The sequence below is a fragment of the Streptomyces sp. NPDC052225 genome (assembly GCF_040679615.1).
Taxonomy (GTDB): Bacteria; Actinomycetota; Actinomycetes; order Streptomycetales; family Streptomycetaceae; genus Streptomyces.
This window is the reverse complement of record NZ_JBFAVD010000011.1, coordinates 1-15,524: the sequence shown is the minus strand read 5'-3', so window position 1 is coordinate 15,524 and position 15,524 is coordinate 1. Positions and strand designations below refer to the sequence as shown.

The 15,524-nt window shown below is 72.4% G+C and carries 11 protein-coding genes; 3 read left to right on the top strand and 8 right to left on the bottom strand.

Translation table 11 applies throughout. The features are described 5' to 3' along the window. Positions 1-4: 4 nt before the first annotated feature. A complete protein-coding gene (locus AB0L37_RS17920) occupies positions 5-1,963 on the bottom strand; it encodes a glycogen debranching N-terminal domain-containing protein (RefSeq protein WP_365505707.1) in 1,959 nt (652 codons plus the stop codon). After that, on the bottom strand, positions 1,960-3,312 hold the full coding sequence (locus AB0L37_RS17915) for a hypothetical protein (RefSeq protein WP_365506210.1): 1,353 nt from the start codon (positions 3,310-3,312) through the stop codon (positions 1,960-1,962). Before AB0L37_RS17915 ends, AB0L37_RS17920 begins: the two co-directional genes overlap by 4 nt. A gap of 122 nt (positions 3,313-3,434) precedes the next feature. Between AB0L37_RS17915 and AB0L37_RS17910 the strand changes: the two genes are divergently transcribed. From AB0L37_RS17910 to AB0L37_RS17900, 3 genes are all read left to right on the top strand, one after another. Beyond that, complete coding sequence (locus tag AB0L37_RS17910) at positions 3,435-4,637, top strand: ROK family protein (RefSeq protein ID WP_365505704.1); 1,203 nt, start codon at positions 3,435-3,437, stop codon at positions 4,635-4,637. 438 nt (positions 4,638-5,075) lie between these two features. After that, complete coding sequence (gene ppdK / locus AB0L37_RS17905) at positions 5,076-7,793, top strand: pyruvate, phosphate dikinase (RefSeq protein ID WP_365505701.1); 2,718 nt, start codon at positions 5,076-5,078, stop codon at positions 7,791-7,793. 181 nt (positions 7,794-7,974) lie between these two features. Beyond that, positions 7,975-8,907: an oxidoreductase gene (locus tag AB0L37_RS17900; protein ID WP_365505698.1), complete on the top strand. Its 933-nt coding sequence runs from the start codon at positions 7,975-7,977 to the stop codon at positions 8,905-8,907. A 9-nt stretch (positions 8,908-8,916) separates the two neighbouring features. Here the strand turns inward: AB0L37_RS17900 and AB0L37_RS17895 are convergent, their stop codons facing one another. From AB0L37_RS17895 to AB0L37_RS17870, 6 genes are all read right to left on the bottom strand, one after another. Continuing rightward, positions 8,917-9,474, bottom strand: a complete 558-nt coding sequence (locus tag AB0L37_RS17895) for a hypothetical protein (protein WP_365505695.1) — start codon at positions 9,472-9,474, stop codon at positions 8,917-8,919. Positions 9,475-9,565: 91 nt separating this feature from the next. Continuing rightward, positions 9,566-10,354: an SDR family oxidoreductase gene (locus AB0L37_RS17890; protein ID WP_365505692.1), complete on the bottom strand. Its 789-nt coding sequence runs from the start codon at positions 10,352-10,354 to the stop codon at positions 9,566-9,568. A gap of 105 nt (positions 10,355-10,459) precedes the next feature. Next, positions 10,460-11,044 (bottom strand): TetR/AcrR family transcriptional regulator, encoded by a 585-nt coding sequence (locus AB0L37_RS17885; protein ID WP_365505690.1) that lies wholly within the window; start codon positions 11,042-11,044, stop codon positions 10,460-10,462. A gap of 65 nt (positions 11,045-11,109) precedes the next feature. After that, on the bottom strand, positions 11,110-11,472 hold the full coding sequence (gene nirD, locus AB0L37_RS17880; protein WP_365505687.1) for a nitrite reductase small subunit NirD: 363 nt from the start codon (positions 11,470-11,472) through the stop codon (positions 11,110-11,112). Next, on the bottom strand, positions 11,469-14,030 hold the full coding sequence (nirB, locus tag AB0L37_RS17875) for a nitrite reductase large subunit NirB (RefSeq protein WP_365505684.1): 2,562 nt from the start codon (positions 14,028-14,030) through the stop codon (positions 11,469-11,471). The genes nirD and nirB overlap by 4 nt, the downstream gene beginning before the upstream one ends. 1 nt (position 14,031) lies before the next feature. After that, complete coding sequence (locus AB0L37_RS17870; protein ID WP_365505681.1) at positions 14,032-15,279, bottom strand: FAD-dependent oxidoreductase; 1,248 nt, start codon at positions 15,277-15,279, stop codon at positions 14,032-14,034. Positions 15,280-15,524: the final 245 nt, after the last annotated feature.

Here is a 15,524-nt window from a genome sequence, read left to right as displayed (position 1 = left end):
GGCCTCAACCCCCAACGGCGCTGAGCAACGCCAACGGCGCCGCCGCAGACCTCGACTCACGGACACACGCGTACGGGTAAGGCACCGGCTCCGGGTGAGCCGACCTGGCGTACCCGGCGATGACCTCCGGCAGCCGCCCGCCGCAGGCGACCGCGGCCGAGACGAGCCCCCCGGCCACGACCCGCGCCTCGTCATGCAGCCCGTACCGCGCGAGCCCCAGCGCGATCAACGCGTTGTCGTGCGGCCACACCGACCCCCGGTGATACGACAGCGGGTGGTACGCGGCCTGCCCGGAGGCCACCGTGCGCACGCCCCACCCGGAGAAGAAGTCCGGCTCCAGCAACCGCCGCCCGACCGCCTCCCCGTACTCCTTGTCGAGCAGCCCGGACCAGAGCAGATGCCCCGCGTCGGAGGCGAGCGCGTCGACCTGCCGGCCGTCGCCGTCGAGGGCCAGCGCGGGGAAGCCGCGGTCCTCCATCCAGAAGTCCCGCAGGAAACGGTCCCGCAGATCCGCCGCCGCCTGTTCGAGCAGCTCCGCGTAGACCACGTCGTCCCAGACGGTGCGGGCCAGGAGGGCCGTGCGGCGCAGCGCGTCGTACGCGTAGCCCTGGGCGCCCGCCGCCATCACCGGGCCCGTCGCCCGGCTCCCGTCGGCGGAGCAGATCGCGCCGGGGGAGTCCTTCCAGTTCTGGTTGGCGAGGCCGCCCTGGTCCGCGCGGTAGACGAGGTAGCCGCGTGACGTGAGCCCGCCGTGGTCGAGCATCCAGCCCACCGCGGCCCGCGCGTGCGGCTCCAGGCGCCGGGCCACGGACAAGTCCCCGGTGTGCTCCGTGTACGCGCCGAGCAGCACCAGGAACAGCGGCGTCGCGTCGACCGAGCCGTAGTAGCGCCCGTACGGCACCTGCCCGAAGTGCGCCAGTTCCCCGTGCCGCACCTCGTGCACGATCTTGCCGGGCTGGGCGACGGCCCCCTCGACCTGCTCGGTGGCCTGGGTGGCGGCGAGGACCGGGAGCGTGGCCGCGGCCAGTTCGGGGCGGTAGGGCAGCGTGAAGAGGGAGGTGAGCAGGGCGTCGCGCCCCAGGAGGGTCAGGAACCACGGCACGCCCGCCGCCGGCACCAGATGCCGCTCCCCGTCGGGACCGGCCGCGGGGACCCGCAGCACCGCCAGGTCGGCGAGCCCGCGCGCACACGCGTCGGCCAGCTCCGGCCACGCCCCGGGCAGCTCCACCCCGCCGGCGAACTCCCTCACGGACGCCCCGAGTTCGGCCGAGGCGTCGGCGGGGCTCGCCGGGACGCTGTCCGGTGCCTCCGCGCCGTGCGGGCGGGCCACCACGCGCAGGGTCAGCTCGGCGCTGCCCTGTGATGCCAGCTCCAGCGCCCAGACGAGCCGCCGCGCGCCCGCCCCTGTCTCCTCGACCGCGTCGGGGGCGGGCTCGCCCGTCACGGTCGTCGACGAGCGCCAGTCGCCGCGCGTGTACGTGAACTCGACGCCGTCGTCGAGGACTTCACGCCCGCGGACCGCGCCCGTCTTCGTGTACGTGCGGTGGTCGGACCGCAGCTCGAACTGGTCCGTGAAGTCCGCGTCGACCGTCAGGGCCAAGTGGACCGTCGTGGGCAGGGGGCGGTTCGACACGACGCGCAGTCGTTCCACGAACGAGCCGTCGCCGACCGCCTGTTCACGGAAGAGCGTGTACGCGGGCGGCTCCTGACGCCCGCCGCGCGGCACGAGGACACAGCGGGCGACGCCCTCGTCCTCGTACGTCATCGGCGTGAGCACCTCGGGCGCCGCGCCGTCGACGGTGAGCTGCCAGCGGCACAGGTGCCGGGCGTCCCGCACGAAGAGGCCTTCGAGCGAGGAACCGCCCCGTACCGCGGTGAGCCCGCCGGCCGCGTCCGTCGACGCGAACGTGCCCGCCCGCACGAGGAGTTGACGCGCCTGCCCGTGCGCGTGTCCGTCCGTCATCCCCACGTTCCTTCCCGAGAACCCAGCAGGTCCAGCGTCAGCGCGGCCGTCCAGCCGAAGCCGCGGGCGCCACAGCCCGCTCCCGTGTACGGGTCGACGTACTCGGCGAAGTCGGAGGCCCCGGCCACCTCCAGGAGCGACGCCCGCAGGTCCGCCGCCCGCTCGTGCTCGCCGTGCAGGTTCAGGCCGCGCTCAAGGAGCCAGTTGGTGTTGAACCAGGCGGGCCCGCGCCAGTAGCGGTGCGGATCGAAGGACGGCCCTTCGAGGTCGTAGCTCGGCGCGAGGCGCACCCGGTCGCCGACGCCGAAGTGCGGTCCGCTCGCGGTGCGGACGAGGGTGGTGACCACGTCACGCGGCAGCGTCGGCAGGATCAGCGGGATCAGCCCGGCGATGCCCCGCTCACGGATCAGGCCGCCCGCGCCCCGCAGGTCACGGCAGAAGAACAGGCCCTCCCGCGGGTCCCAGAGCCGCTCGACGAGCGCCGCCGTGAGCCGCTCGGCGCGGGCGTGCCGCGCCGTGCCCACCGCTCCCAGCTCGCAGGCGATGCGCGCGAGGGCGTGCTCGGAGGCGGCCAGGAGAGCGTTGAAGGCAGGATCCTCGACCGCGAACTGCCCGCCGCCGTCCGCGTATCGGCCGTCGCGGTAGTCCATCGCCAGGCGCACGTACCGGCCGTAGTCGAGGTCCGTCGGGCGGTCCTCCGCCGCGCCGTGCTCCAGGTCCGCGCGCCGGAACGTCCGCGCGGGCGCGGGGGAGATCCGGCCCAACGGGGCGTCCCAGCACGGGCTGTTGTCCATCCCCTGCTCCCAGGGGTGGACGACGGAGACGAGGCCCGCGCCGCCCAGGTCGCGGCGGTGCAGCAGATAGCGGTGCCAGGCGGCGAGAGCCGGATAGACGCGGGAGAGGAAGCCGCGCTCGCGCGAGAGGTCCGGGTCGGCGCGGTGCACGAGCCACGCGGCGAGCGCGTGCACCGGCGGCTGCACGATGCCGGACGTCTGCTGGGTCAGCGGCGCCCCGGCGGCGCGCCCCGCGGTGGAGGAGCGCCAGAAGTCGGGGCTGGGGAAGTACGCGTCCAGCGGGATGGCAGGGTTGAACACGATGTGCGGGATGCGCCCGTCGCCCCACTGGGCGCCGAGCAGCGTCTCCAGCTCCAACTGGGCCCGTAAGGAGGAGACATGACGCAGGCCGATCGCGATGAACGCCGAGTCCCACGACCACTGGTGGGGATAGAGCGTGCGCGAGGGGACCGTCGAGGTGCCCGTCCAGTTCGCGTCGAGGACCCGTGCCGCGCGGTCGTGCAGCGTGTCCCGCCGGGCGACCGCGGTGCTCGTGGTTCTGCGCCGCTCGATGATGTGCTCCACATGCTCTCCCGCGGGCTGCCGGTTACGCGAGAGGCAGCATAGGGTTACGTCTGCTTAACACGCAAAACCTAGAATGTAACGCGCAGTTGATGAACGCAAGGGGGTTGGCGGCCATGGCGGGGAACCAGGCGAGCGCCGGAGATCTGCTGCACCTGGTGCGCAGCGGACGGGCGACCACACGGGGCGCCCTCCAGGAGGTCACGGGCCTGTCGCGGGCCACGGTCGGGCAGCGCCTCGACCGGCTCTTCCGCGCGGGCTGGCTGCGCGAGGGCGCGGCCGGACCCGTCAACTCCCGTCTGGGCGGCCGCCCTTCGATCCACCTGGAGTTCGACGACGCGCACGCGGTCGTGCTCGCCGCCGACCTCGACACCCGGCACGCCCGCGCCGCCGTCCTGAGTCTGAGCGGCGAGGTCCTCGCCGAGCACACAGGTTCCCTCACCGTCGAGGCGGGGCCCGAGACGGTCCTGCCCCGACTGGCCGTCTGGTTCGGCGAGTTGCTGAAGAAGACCGGCCGCGCCGCCGACACCGTCTGCGGCATCGGCCTCGCGGTCCCCGGCCCCGTCGACATCGAGAGCGGCCGCGTCGTGCAGCCCCCGATCATGCCGGGCTGGGACGGCTACGACATCACGGGCCGCCTCGCGCGCGCCGCCGCCGAACACGCGGCGACCGCCCCCGACGTCCCCGTGCTCGTCGACAACGACGCGAACCTCATGGCGTACGGGGAGCAGCGCGCCGCCCACCCGGACTGCCGCGCCTTCGCCCTGGTCAAGGTCTCCACCGGGATCGGCGCGGGTGTCGTCGTGGACGGCGCGATCTACCGCGGCATCGACGGCGGCGCCGGCGACATCGGCCACATCCGGGTGCCCGAGGGCGCCGACGCCCTGTGCAAGTGCGGCTCGTACGGCTGCCTCGCGGCGGTCGCGAGCGGCCGGGCCCTCGCGCGCAGGCTCACCGAGGCGGGCGTGCCCGCGGCCTCGGGGTCCGATGTGCGCGCGCTGCTCGCCGCCGGGCACCCCCAGGCGGCGCGGCTCGCGCGGGACGCGGGGCGCAGCGTCGGGGAGGTCCTCGCCACGGTCGTGACGCTCCTCAACCCCGGCGTTCTCATGATCGCCGGAGACTTGGCCGGAACTCCCTTCCTGACCGGCGTCCGCGAACTCCTCTACCAGCGGGCCCTGCCCCGCTCCACCGCCCGCCTCGACGTGGTCACCTCGCGGCTCGGCGAGCGGTCCGCGCTCATCGGAGCGGGAGCGCTGGTGGTGGAGGAGTTGTACGCCCCCGCGCGCGCCGAGCGACGGCTCGCGGCCCTCGGCGTGTGACGGGCCCGTTTCCGCCCGGGGACGGGCCCCGGACCTGTCCGCATGCTGACATCGGAGCGTCCGGCGCCCGCTTCAAACGGCGTGATTCTCGCCACGCCTGATAGCCCTTGTGCTCACATGAGCGGCATCGTGACGCGGAATCGCCGTCTGCACTTCTCCAACTCCTGGCACTGAGTGCCATCGCTCGATCATTTACGCAGTGAACGCACATGTGAGATCGGGGCGCTCATGTGAGCGATATCCGGGGTCTACGGGGGTTGACCGTTCAGAACTTGAACACACGGATTCGAGGGCGCCTACCCGCCGGTCACTTTCGATCTCCTGGCGGACGGGTGGTTACGTCCGTATGACGGCTGAGTGGACGTACCCATAGGCCTTGGATCTGGGTATGTTCCTCGCCGTCAGGGCAGCCACCCGAGCCTCGAGGAGTCGAGACCCGTGTCGGAAAACAAAGATCCTCAGGTAACGAAGTTCGTTTACGACTTCACCGAAGGAAACAAGGACCTCAAGGACCTTCTCGGCGGCAAGGGTGCCAACCTCGCCGAGATGACGAACCTGGGGCTTCCCGTTCCTCCGGGCTTCACCATCACCACCGACGCGTGCAAGGTCTACCTGGAGAGCGGCGCCGAGCCGGTGGCACTGCGTGACGAGGTCACCCAGCACCTCGACGCGCTCGAGCAGCAGATGGGCAAGAAGCTCGGCCAGGCCGACAACCCCCTTCTGGTGTCGGTCCGTTCGGGCGCGAAGTTCTCCATGCCCGGCATGATGGACACCGTCCTCAACATCGGCCTCTCCGACAAGTCGGTGCAGGGCCTCGCCAAGCAGGCCGGCGACGACCGCTTCGCGTGGGACTCGTACCGCCGCCTCATCCAGATGTTCGGCAAGACCGTCCTGGACGTCGACGGCGAGCTCTTCGAGGAGGAGCTGGAGAAGGCCAAGCGCGCCAAGAAGGTCACCGTCGACACGGACCTGGACGCCGCCGACCTCAAGAAGCTCGTCACGCGCTTCAAGAAGATCGTCAAGACCGAGGCCGGGCGCGACTTCCCGCAGGACCCGCGCGAGCAGATGGACCTCGCGATCCACGCGGTCTTCGACTCGTGGAACACCGACCGCGCCAAGCTGTACCGCCGCCAGGAGCGCATCCCCGGCGACCTCGGCACCGCGGTCAACGTCTGCTCGATGGTCTTCGGCAACCTCGGCCCCGACTCCGGAACGGGCGTCGCGTTCACCCGCGACCCGGCCTCCGGCCACCAGGGCGTCTACGGCGACTACCTCCAGAACGCGCAGGGCGAGGACGTCGTCGCGGGCATCCGCAACACCGTGCCGCTCGCCGAGCTGGAGCAGATCGACAAGAAGTCGTACGACCAGCTCATGCAGATCATGGAGACCCTTGAGAACCACTACAAGGACCTCTGCGACATCGAGTTCACCATCGAGCGCGGCCAGCTGTGGATGCTCCAGACCCGCGTCGGCAAGCGCACCGCCGGTGCCGCCTTCCGTATCGCGACGCAGCTCGTCGACCAGGGCCTGATCGACGAGGCCGAGGCGCTCCAGCGCGTCACCGGCGCCCAGCTCGCCCAGCTGATGTTCCCGCGCTTCGACGACGAGGCCAAGGTCGAGCTGCTCGGGCGCGGCATCGCCGCGTCCCCGGGCGCCGCGGTCGGCAAGGCGGTCTTCGACTCGTACACCGCGATCAAGTGGTCGCGCTCCGGCGAGAAGGTCATCCTGATCCGCCGCGAGACCAACCCCGACGACCTCGACGGCATGATCGCCGCCGAGGGCATCCTGACCTCGCGCGGCGGCAAGACCTCGCACGCGGCCGTCGTCGCGCGCGGCATGGGCAAGACCTGTGTCTGCGGCGCCGAGGAGCTGGAGGTCGACACCAAGCGGCGGCGCCTGACCATCGGCGACGTCGTCGTCGAGGAGGGCGACGTCGTCTCCATCGACGGCTCGACCGGCAAGGTCTACCGCGGCGAGGTGCCGGTCGTCCCCTCCCCGGTCGTCGAGTACTTCGAGGGCCGGATGCACGCCGGGGCCGACGACGCCGACGAACTGGTCGGCGCCGTGCACCGGATCATGGCGTACGCGGACCGGGTACGCCGGCTGCGCGTGCGGGCCAACGCCGACAACGCCGAGGACGCGCTGCGCGCCCGCCGGTTCGGCGCCCAGGGCATCGGCCTGTGCCGCACCGAGCACATGTTCCTCGGCGAGCGCCGCGAGATGGTCGAGAAGCTGATCCTCGCCGACACGGACACCGAGCGCGAGGACTCCCTCAAGCAGCTCCTGCCGCTCCAGAAGCAGGACTTCGTCGAGCTGTTCGAGGCGATGGACGGGCTGCCCGTCACCATCCGCCTGCTCGACCCGCCGCTGCACGAGTTCCTGCCCGACATCACCGAGCTGTCGGTGCGCGTCGCGCTCGCCGAGTCCCGCCAGGACAACAACGAGAACGACCTGCGCCTGCTCCAGGCCGTGCACCGGCTGCACGAGCAGAACCCGATGCTGGGTCTGCGCGGCGTCCGCCTCGGGCTCGTCATCCCCGGCCTGTTCGCCATGCAGGTGCGCGCCATCGCCGAGGCGGCCGCCGCCCGCAAGAACGCCAAGGGCGACCCCCGCGCCGAGATCATGATCCCGCTCGTCGGCACCGTCCAGGAGCTGGAGATCGTCCGCGAGGAGTCCGACCGGGTCATCGCGGAGGTCGAGGAGCAGACCGGCGTCAAGCTGAAGCTGGCCATCGGCACGATGATCGAGCTGCCGCGGGCCGCCCTCACGGCCGGGCAGATCGCCGAGGCCGCCCAGTTCTTCTCCTTCGGCACGAACGACCTCACGCAGACCGTCTGGGGCTTCTCCCGTGACGACGTGGAGGCCTCGTTCTTCACCGCGTACCTGGAGAAGGGCATCTTCGGGGTGTCGCCGTTCGAGACGATCGACAAGGACGGCGTCGGCTCCCTCGTGAAGTCCGCGGTCGCCGCGGGCCGGGCCACGCGTCCCGACCTCAAGCTCGGTGTCTGCGGTGAGCACGGCGGCGACCCGGAGTCGGTCCACTTCTTCCACGAGGTCGGCCTCGACTACGTCTCCTGCTCGCCGTTCCGCATCCCGGTCGCCCGCCTGGAGGCCGGCCGCGCGGCCAGCACCTCCACGGGCAGCGACCACCGCTAGAAGCTCCGGAGCCGCCGTCGGTCCCCGACCCTCACCGATCGGCGGCGGCTCCGGCCCCCCTGCGAACGGGCGGTACCCCTGTGCGGGGGGTGCCGCCCTTCGCGTTCCCTGGGACCGGGATCGTGGTTACCCTGCGGTAAGAAGCAGGCCCTCCGCCCCCTCTCCCAGGGAGAATTCCGCCATGAGCGGCTGGAACGCGAGCGACATCCCCGACCAGAGCGGCCGCACCGCCGTCGTCACCGGCGCCAACAGCGGCATCGGTTACGTCACGGCCCGCGAACTGGCCCGCGCCGGCGCGCGGGTCGTCCTTGCCTGCCGCAGCGAACGGCGCGGCACCGAGGCGCGGGACCGGATCCGCACCGAAGTCCCGCACGCCGACGCCGAGTTCGCGCCCCTCGACCTCGGCGACCTCACCTCCGTACGGGACTTCGCCGCCGCCCGGGGCGGGCAGGCCCTCGATCTCCTCGTCAACAACGCGGGCGTGATGGCGCTGCCGTACGGGCGCACGGCCGACGGCTTCGAGAGGCAGTTCGGCGTCAACCACCTCGGGCACTTCGCGCTGACCGGACTGCTCCTGCCGAACCTCCTGGAGGCATCCGCGCCGCGCGTCGTCACCGTCGCCAGCGGCCTGCACGCCCTCGCCAACCTCGACATCGGCGACCTCAACAGCGAGCGGCAGTACCGGCGGTGGGTGGCGTACGCCCGCTCCAAGACCGCCAACCTGCTGTACGTCCATGAACTGGCCCGCCGCGCCGCCGCCACCGGCGCGGACCTGATCGCCGCGGCCGCCCACCCCGGGTACGCCGCCACGTCCCTCCAGACGCGGGGCGTCCGGATGGAGGGCCGCAAGGCGGCCGAACGGTTCGTCGAGGTCGGCAACCGGTTCTTCGCGCAGCCCGCGGACCAGGGCGCGCTGCCCACGCTCTACGCGGCGACGGCGCCCGATGTACGGCCGGACGGCTTCTACGGGCCGCGCTTCCTCATGTGGCGCGGGGCGCCGGCCGGGTCGTGGCGGGCGCCGTGGACGCTCAACGACGCGGCGGGGGAGCGGCTCTGGGCCGCGTCGGAGCAGCTGACCGGGGTGGCGTACGGGGCGCTCAAAGCCGCGGGCTGAGCCGGGCCGTCAGTCGAGGCCGGACGCCTCGAAGACGGCCTTGGCCGTGTCGCCGTCGACCCGCGCGCCGAGGCCGCGCAGCAACTCGTCGCCGCAGACGAAGAGCCCGCTGGTGCGGGCCCGCGCGGCGCCGGTCTCGACCCGGTGCCACAGCAGCGGGTTGCCGGTGAGGATCTTCGGGTCCAGTTCGACCCGGCCGCCCAGCGCGTCGCGCAGGACGAGCCGCGGCGCGACCCCGTCCGCGGCCCGCGCCGACACCAGCAGGTCCGTGCAGACGTGGGCGCGCCGCAGCAGCCCGCGCACGGCGAGCCAGCCGGGGCCCGCCGTGACGCGCTGCGGGTGCAGAACGGCGTAGAGGAGCAGGGAGAGTCCGAGCCACAGGGCCGAACGGGCGGGCGTGAGCGTCGAGTTGGCCGCGTCGATGGTCAGGACGAGAGCGGCCAGGGCCAGGGCGGAGAACAGCGCGGCCCGCAGTTCGCCCGCCCAGTTCCGGTCGGTGACGGTGCCCGTCGGCCGGGCGGGGCGGCGCCCGCCCCGCACCCCCGGCGTCCTCGCAATGTGTCGCATGCAGCGCACGCTAGGCCGGGGGCTGTGCGGAGTCACCCCTCTTGACGTGACACTGACTGACCGAACCGGGGTGGTGACGGCCCGCTGACGGTCAGGCGGAGGCGCCGCCGTCGATCACCAGGTCGGTGCCGACCACCGACGCGGCGTCGGACGAGGCGAGGTAGAGGACGGCCGCGGCGACCTCGTCGGCCGTCGAGACGCGGCCCAGCGGCGAGGCCTCCTTCATCCGGACCGCGCGCTCGGCCGGCGTCTCGCCGGGCAGCAGCGACATCGCCGAGTCGGAGGGGCCGGGGCTCACCGCGTTGATACGGACGCCGTCGGCGATGTGGTCGAGCGCGGCGCCCCGGGTCAGGGCCGAGACGGCGGCCTTCGAGGCACCGTAACCGGCGATCCCGGCGCGGGACTTGTGCGGCCCGAGGTTCGAGGAGATGTTCACGATCGCGCCGCCGCCCGGCTGGCTGCGCATCTGGGCGACCTCGGCCTGGAGCGCGTAGAGGACGCCCGTGACGTTGATGTCGAGCAGGGTGCGCCAGTCCTCGGCGGACAGGTCGGCGACGGGGCCGCCGCCGCGGAAGACGCCGGCGTTGTTCACGGCGACGTCGAGCGAGCCGAACCGGTCCACTGCCGTACGCACCAGGGCCTTCACGTCGTCGGCGCGGGTCACGTCCGCCGGGTGCGCGAGGGCGGTGCCGCCCGCCGCCTCGATCAGGGCGACGGTCTCCTCCAGCGGTGCCGGGGTGCGCCCGGCGACGACGACGTTCGCGCCCTCGGCGGCCAGGGCGAGGGCGATCGCCCGGCCGAGTCCCGAGCCGGCGCCGGTGACGAGGGCGGTGCGGCCGGTGAAGCGGGTGCGGGGCGCGGAGGTGGTCGGGGAAGTCATCAGGGTTCCTCTTTCTTGACCGATCGGTTCAGTATGAGGGCATGAAAAAAGGGGAGAGGCGCGGAGGTCTCGGTCCGGAAGGGCGGCTCGGTCCGGAACGGCGTCTCAGTCCAGGAGGGCGAGTGCCTGCTCGGCCGCGTCCCTGACCCGGGCCGGGTCCTGCGACGCCTTGCCGGTGACGCGGATCCCCTGCATCAGGACGAGCAGCAGGCGGGCGAGCGCGCGCGGATCGCGGTCGCCCGGCAGCTCGCCCCTGGCCTGCGCGCGGGTGAGCGTCGCGTGCAGCAGCGTCTCCATGTGGTCCCAGCTCCGCTGGACGCGGCGGGCGGCCTGTGTGTCGTGCGGGCCGAGCTCCGCCGCCGTGTTCGTGACCAGGCAGCCCAGAAAGCGCTGGTCGTCGGAGGCGGCCTCGGCGGCGAAGCGGCGTACGACGGTGCGTACGGCGTCGAGCGGCGGGCCGTCCCCGGCCAGCTCGGCGAGGACCGTCGAGTCCGCGGTCTCGGTGTAGCGGTCGACCGCCTTGAGGTAGAGCTCCTGTTTGTTGCCGAACGTCGCGTAGATGCTGGCGCGTCCGACGCCGAGGTGCTCGACGAGGTCCGTCATCGACGTCGCCTCGTAGCCGCGCCGCTGGAACAGCTCAAGGGCTGCCAGCAGCGCGGCGTCCGGGTCGAATTCCTTGGTTCTGGCCACGCGGAGAACCTATGCGTAATCAGAACGATCGGTCAAGTAATCCTCTTGCCGGGGCTCGGGGCGGCTCAGGCGGCGGCCCGCACCTCGTACGCCCGCACCGTGACCTCGTCGTCGTCGAGGCACCGGCCCGTCGCCAGGTCGAAGCGCTGCTTGAGCAGCGGCGACGCCACGAACGGGCGGCCCTGCGCCGAGCCGATCAGGCCGCGCGAGAGCACGGCCGCGCCGGTGAACGGGTCGGTGTTGTCGAGGGCGAAGACGCGGCCCGCGCGGTCCAGGAAGACCGCCGCCTGCCGGCCGTCGGGCAGCAGGGCGGCGACGCCGCGCCCCGGCGTCATCCGGGACAGCTCGCAGACGCTCAACCACTCGTCGTTGACGGCGACTTGAACCATGACCGTCGTCTTGTCGGGGGCGATCGGGGCCATTGTCATCGGACAGCGAGTCCTTCCAGGGGGATCAGCGGCAGTTCCGGCTTGATCTGGTCGCGCTCCGGCACGAAGCGGACCGTGGGGTCCGGGGTGCCGGGGGCGTTGACGAAGGAGACGAAGCGGGCGAGCCGCTCCGGGTCGTTGATGGTCTCGGACCACTCGTCGCGGTAGTGGTCGACGTGCGCCCGCATCAGGGCTTCCAGCTCGTCGCAGATGCCGAGCGAGTCGTGCACCACGACGTCGCGTACGTGGTCGAGGCCGCCGTCGATCCGGTCGAGCCAGACCGAGGTGCGCTCCAGGCGGTCGGCGGTGCGGATGTAGAACATCAGGAACCGGTCGATCAGGCGGATCAGCTCAGCGTCGCTCAGGTCCTGGGCGAGCAGGTCGGCGTGACGGGGCGTCATGCCGCCGTTGCCGCCCACGTACAGGTTCCAGCCGTTGGCGGTGGCGATGACGCCGAAGTCCTTCGACTGGGCCTCGGCGCACTCGCGGGCGCACCCGGAGACCGCCGACTTCAGCTTGTGCGGCGACCTGAGCCCCCGGTAGCGCAGCTCCAGGTCGATGGCCATCCGGACCGAGTCCTGCACGCCGTAGCGGCACCAGGTCTGCCCGACGCACGACTTCACGGTGCGCAGCGACTTGCCGTACGCGTGACCCGACTCGAAGCCTGCGTCCACCAACCGCGCCCAGATCATGGGCAGTTGGTCGACGCGTGCGCCGAAGAGGTCGATGCGCTGGCCGCCGGTGATCTTCGTGTAGAGGCCGAAGTCCCGCGCCACCTCGCCGATCACGATGAGTTTCTCGGGCGTGATCTCACCGCCCGGGATGCGCGGCACGACCGAATAGGAGCCGTTCTTCTGCAAGTTGGCGAGGAAGTGGTCGTTGGTGTCCTGGAGCGCCGCCTGCTCGCCTTCCAGGACGTAACCGTCGGCGCCGATCGCGGGAGCGAGCGACGCGATGATCGAACCCACCGTCGGCTTGCAGACCTCGCAGCCCTCGCCGCCGCGCGCGTCCTCGCGCCCGTGCTCGTCGAGCAGCTGCGCGAACGTCGTGATCCGCTTGACGCGCACGATCTCGTACAGCTCCTGGCGGGTGTGCTTGAAGCAGCCGCACAGCCCGTCGTCGCCCGTCTTGGGCAGCAGCTGCCCGATGAGCTTGACGCAACTGCCGCACCCGGTACCGGCCTTGGTGCACTTCTTCACCTCGGGCAGCGTCGTGTGCTCGCAGATCTCGCCCTTGGTGACGTTGTGGCACGAGCAGATGACGGCGTCGGCGGGCAGCGCCTCCGGGCCCAGCTGCACCGGCGCCCCCGCACCCGCCGGGAGCACCAGCTGCTCGGGCGCGATCGGCGGGACCGAGCCGGTGAACGCGCGCAGCGTGCCGTACGCCTCCGCGTCGCCGACGAGGATGCCGCCGAGCAGCTCGCCCTCGCTGCCGATGACCAGCTTCTTGTACGTGCCCGAGCGCGAGTCCGAGTAGACGACGTCGAGGCAGTCCGCGGTGGCGCCGTGCGCGTCACCGAAGGAGGCCACGTCGACGCCGAGCAGCTTCAGCTTGGTGGACAAGTCGGCGCCGGTGAAGGTCAGTTGCTCGGCCACACCCTCCGTGGAGGACTCGGCGATGGCCGCGGCGGCGGTCAGCGCCATCTCGTAACCCGGGGCGACAAGGCCGTACACCCGGCCGTCCGAGGCCAGTGCGCACTCGCCGATCGCGAAGATGTCGGGGTCGCTGGTACGGCACTGCTCGTCGACGGTGATGCCGCCGCGCTCGCCGACCAGCAGGCCCATGTCGCGGGCGAGTTGGTCACGCGGCCGGACGCCGGCGGAGAACACCACCAGGTCCGTCTGGAGCTCGGAGCCGTCGGACAGCTTCATCCCGCGCACCGCGCCGGTCTCCGCGCCGTCCGTCGTCACGATCTCCTGCGTGCCGACGCCCGTGTGGACGCTGAGGCCCATGTCGGAGATGGTCTTCAGGAGCGCGGCGCCGCCGCCCTCGTCGACCTGCACCGGCATCAGGCGCGGCGCGAACTCCACGATGTGCGTGGTCAGTCCGAGCCCTTGCAGCGCGCCCGCGGCCTCCAGGCCGAGCAGCCCGCCGCCGACCACGGCACCCACCGTGGCGTTGTTCTTGGCGTAGTCCTCGATCGCGTACAGGTCCTCGATGGTCCGGTACACGAAGCAGCCCGCGGCGTCCTTGTTCGGCACCGGCGGCACGAACGGGTACGAGCCGGTGGCCAGCACGAGCGCGTCGTACGACACCTTCAGGCCGGACCGGGCGTGCACGACGCGGGCCTCGCGGTCCACGACCACGGCGGGGTCGCCGACGTGCAGCTCGATGCCGTGCTTCGCGATGAACTCCGGGTCCGTCATGGACAGTTCCTCGGGCGTCGTGCCCGAGAAGTACGAGGTCAGATGCACGCGGTCGTAGGCGGGACGCGGCTCCTCGCACAGGACGACGACGCGGTGCGTCTCGGTGAGCCCGCGCTCGGCCGCCGCTTCGAGGAAGCGCTGGCCGACCATGCCGTGGCCGACGAGAACGAGGGTGGGCAGTGAGGTCGCCATGTCAGAGGCCTCCGTCGTGGGTGAGCAGATGGAGCAGCGGCGCGGCGACGGCGTCGTCGGCGGGCAGCGATTCGTTCGACTCCCAGGCACGGGCGAGCGCGCCGACGCTGGCGAGCTCGCCGACCAGGACGCCGCCGACCAGACGGTCACCGCGCACCACGACCTTGCGGTACGTGCCGCGCGTGGCGTCCGTGAGCTGGACGACGTCGTCGCCGGGGAGTGCCTCGGTCTCGCCGAACGCGGCGAGATCGAGCGGGCCTGCCTCGTGCGGGAGGGTCAGCCGGGTCAGGGTGCGGGTGCCGGTGTACGCGGCGGGCGCCCCGGTCAGCAGGTCGGCGAGCGCGTCGGCCTGCTCCAGTGCGGGCGTCGCGAGCCCGTACACGGTGCCGGCGTGCTGCGCGCAGTCGCCGATCGCGTGGATGCGCGGGTCGCTGGTGCGCAGCTCGTCGTCGACGACGATGCCTTTGCGTACGTCGAGGCCCGCGGCCTGCGCGAGTCCGGCGCGGGGCCGCACCCCGCAGGCGAGGACGGTGACGTCGGTGCCGAGCACGTAGCCGTCGTGCAGTTCGACGCGGCGTACGTGTCCGTCGACGACGCCGACGCCGCGGACCCGGCACTCGGTGTGGATCTCGACGCCGAGCGAGGTCAGATGGCGGCGGACCAGTTCGGAGGAGCGCGGGTCGAGCTGGCGCTCCATCAGCCGCTCCGCCTGCTGCGTGAGCACCACCTGGGCGCCGCGCCGGGCCAGCGCGCGGGCCGCGGAGACCCCGAGGAGACCGCCGCCGATCACGACGGCCCGGGTCCCTTCGGAGACGGCGCCGGACAGCGCCAGGCAGTCGTCCATGGTGCGGAACGCGCGGACGCCGCCGGGCAGTTCACCCGCCCCGGGCTCGAAGAGTCCGCGCAGGGGCGGCAGTACGGGGTTGGACCCGGTCGCGAGGACGAGGTGGTCGTAGCCGACCTCGGTGCCGTCCTCGCACTGCACGATCCGCCGGTCCCGGTCGATGCGGACGGCGCGGGTGTGCAGGCGGGTGCCCGGGGTGCGGGGCAGCTCGATGACGTCCGGGCCGTACGTTCCGGCGAGGACCTCGGCGAGCAGCACGCGGTTGTACGGGGCGTGCTGCTCCTCCCCGATCAGCACCGCGCGCTCGCCCAGGCGCTGGGCGAGGCGGGTGCCGGCGAGGCCGGTGCCGATGACGACGACGGTCCCGTCCCGGGGGGTGTCGGCGTGCTCGTACGGTGCGGTCATGTTCTTGAGAGTGCGGGGTGGGTGTTTCCCGGTGGCGTCCCGATGGTTTCCCGGGGGGAACGGTGGGCTCAGCGGGGCGGATGGGCGGGTGTGAGGGGTTCGCGCCGCGGGGGTGGGGGTCCGTTGCCGGGTGCGGCGTGCGTCGTGGCCGGTCGCGCAGTTCCCCGCGCCCCTAAAGGCGAGCGGCTTCGCCGCTCAGCCTTTATCGGGGAGATGCCGCACCGAAGGTGCGCATCTCAGGGGCG

Coding starts and splice junctions, on each gene's coding strand:
- AB0L37_RS17920 (WP_365505707.1), bottom strand. CDS start 1,963: ATGACGGACGGACACGCGCACGGGCAGGCGCGTCAACTCCTCGTGCGG.
- AB0L37_RS17910 (WP_365505704.1), top strand. CDS start 3,435: ATGGCGGGGAACCAGGCGAGCGCCGGAGATCTGCTGCACCTGGTGCGC.
- AB0L37_RS17900 (WP_365505698.1), top strand. CDS start 7,975: ATGAGCGGCTGGAACGCGAGCGACATCCCCGACCAGAGCGGCCGCACC.
- AB0L37_RS17895 (WP_365505695.1), bottom strand. CDS start 9,474: ATGCGACACATTGCGAGGACGCCGGGGGTGCGGGGCGGGCGCCGCCCC.
- AB0L37_RS17890 (WP_365505692.1), bottom strand. CDS start 10,354: ATGACTTCCCCGACCACCTCCGCGCCCCGCACCCGCTTCACCGGCCGC.
- nirD (WP_365505687.1), bottom strand. CDS start 11,472: ATGACAATGGCCCCGATCGCCCCCGACAAGACGACGGTCATGGTTCAA.
- nirB (WP_365505684.1), bottom strand. CDS start 14,030: ATGGCGACCTCACTGCCCACCCTCGTTCTCGTCGGCCACGGCATGGTC.
- AB0L37_RS17870 (WP_365505681.1), bottom strand. CDS start 15,279: ATGACCGCACCGTACGAGCACGCCGACACCCCCCGGGACGGGACCGTC.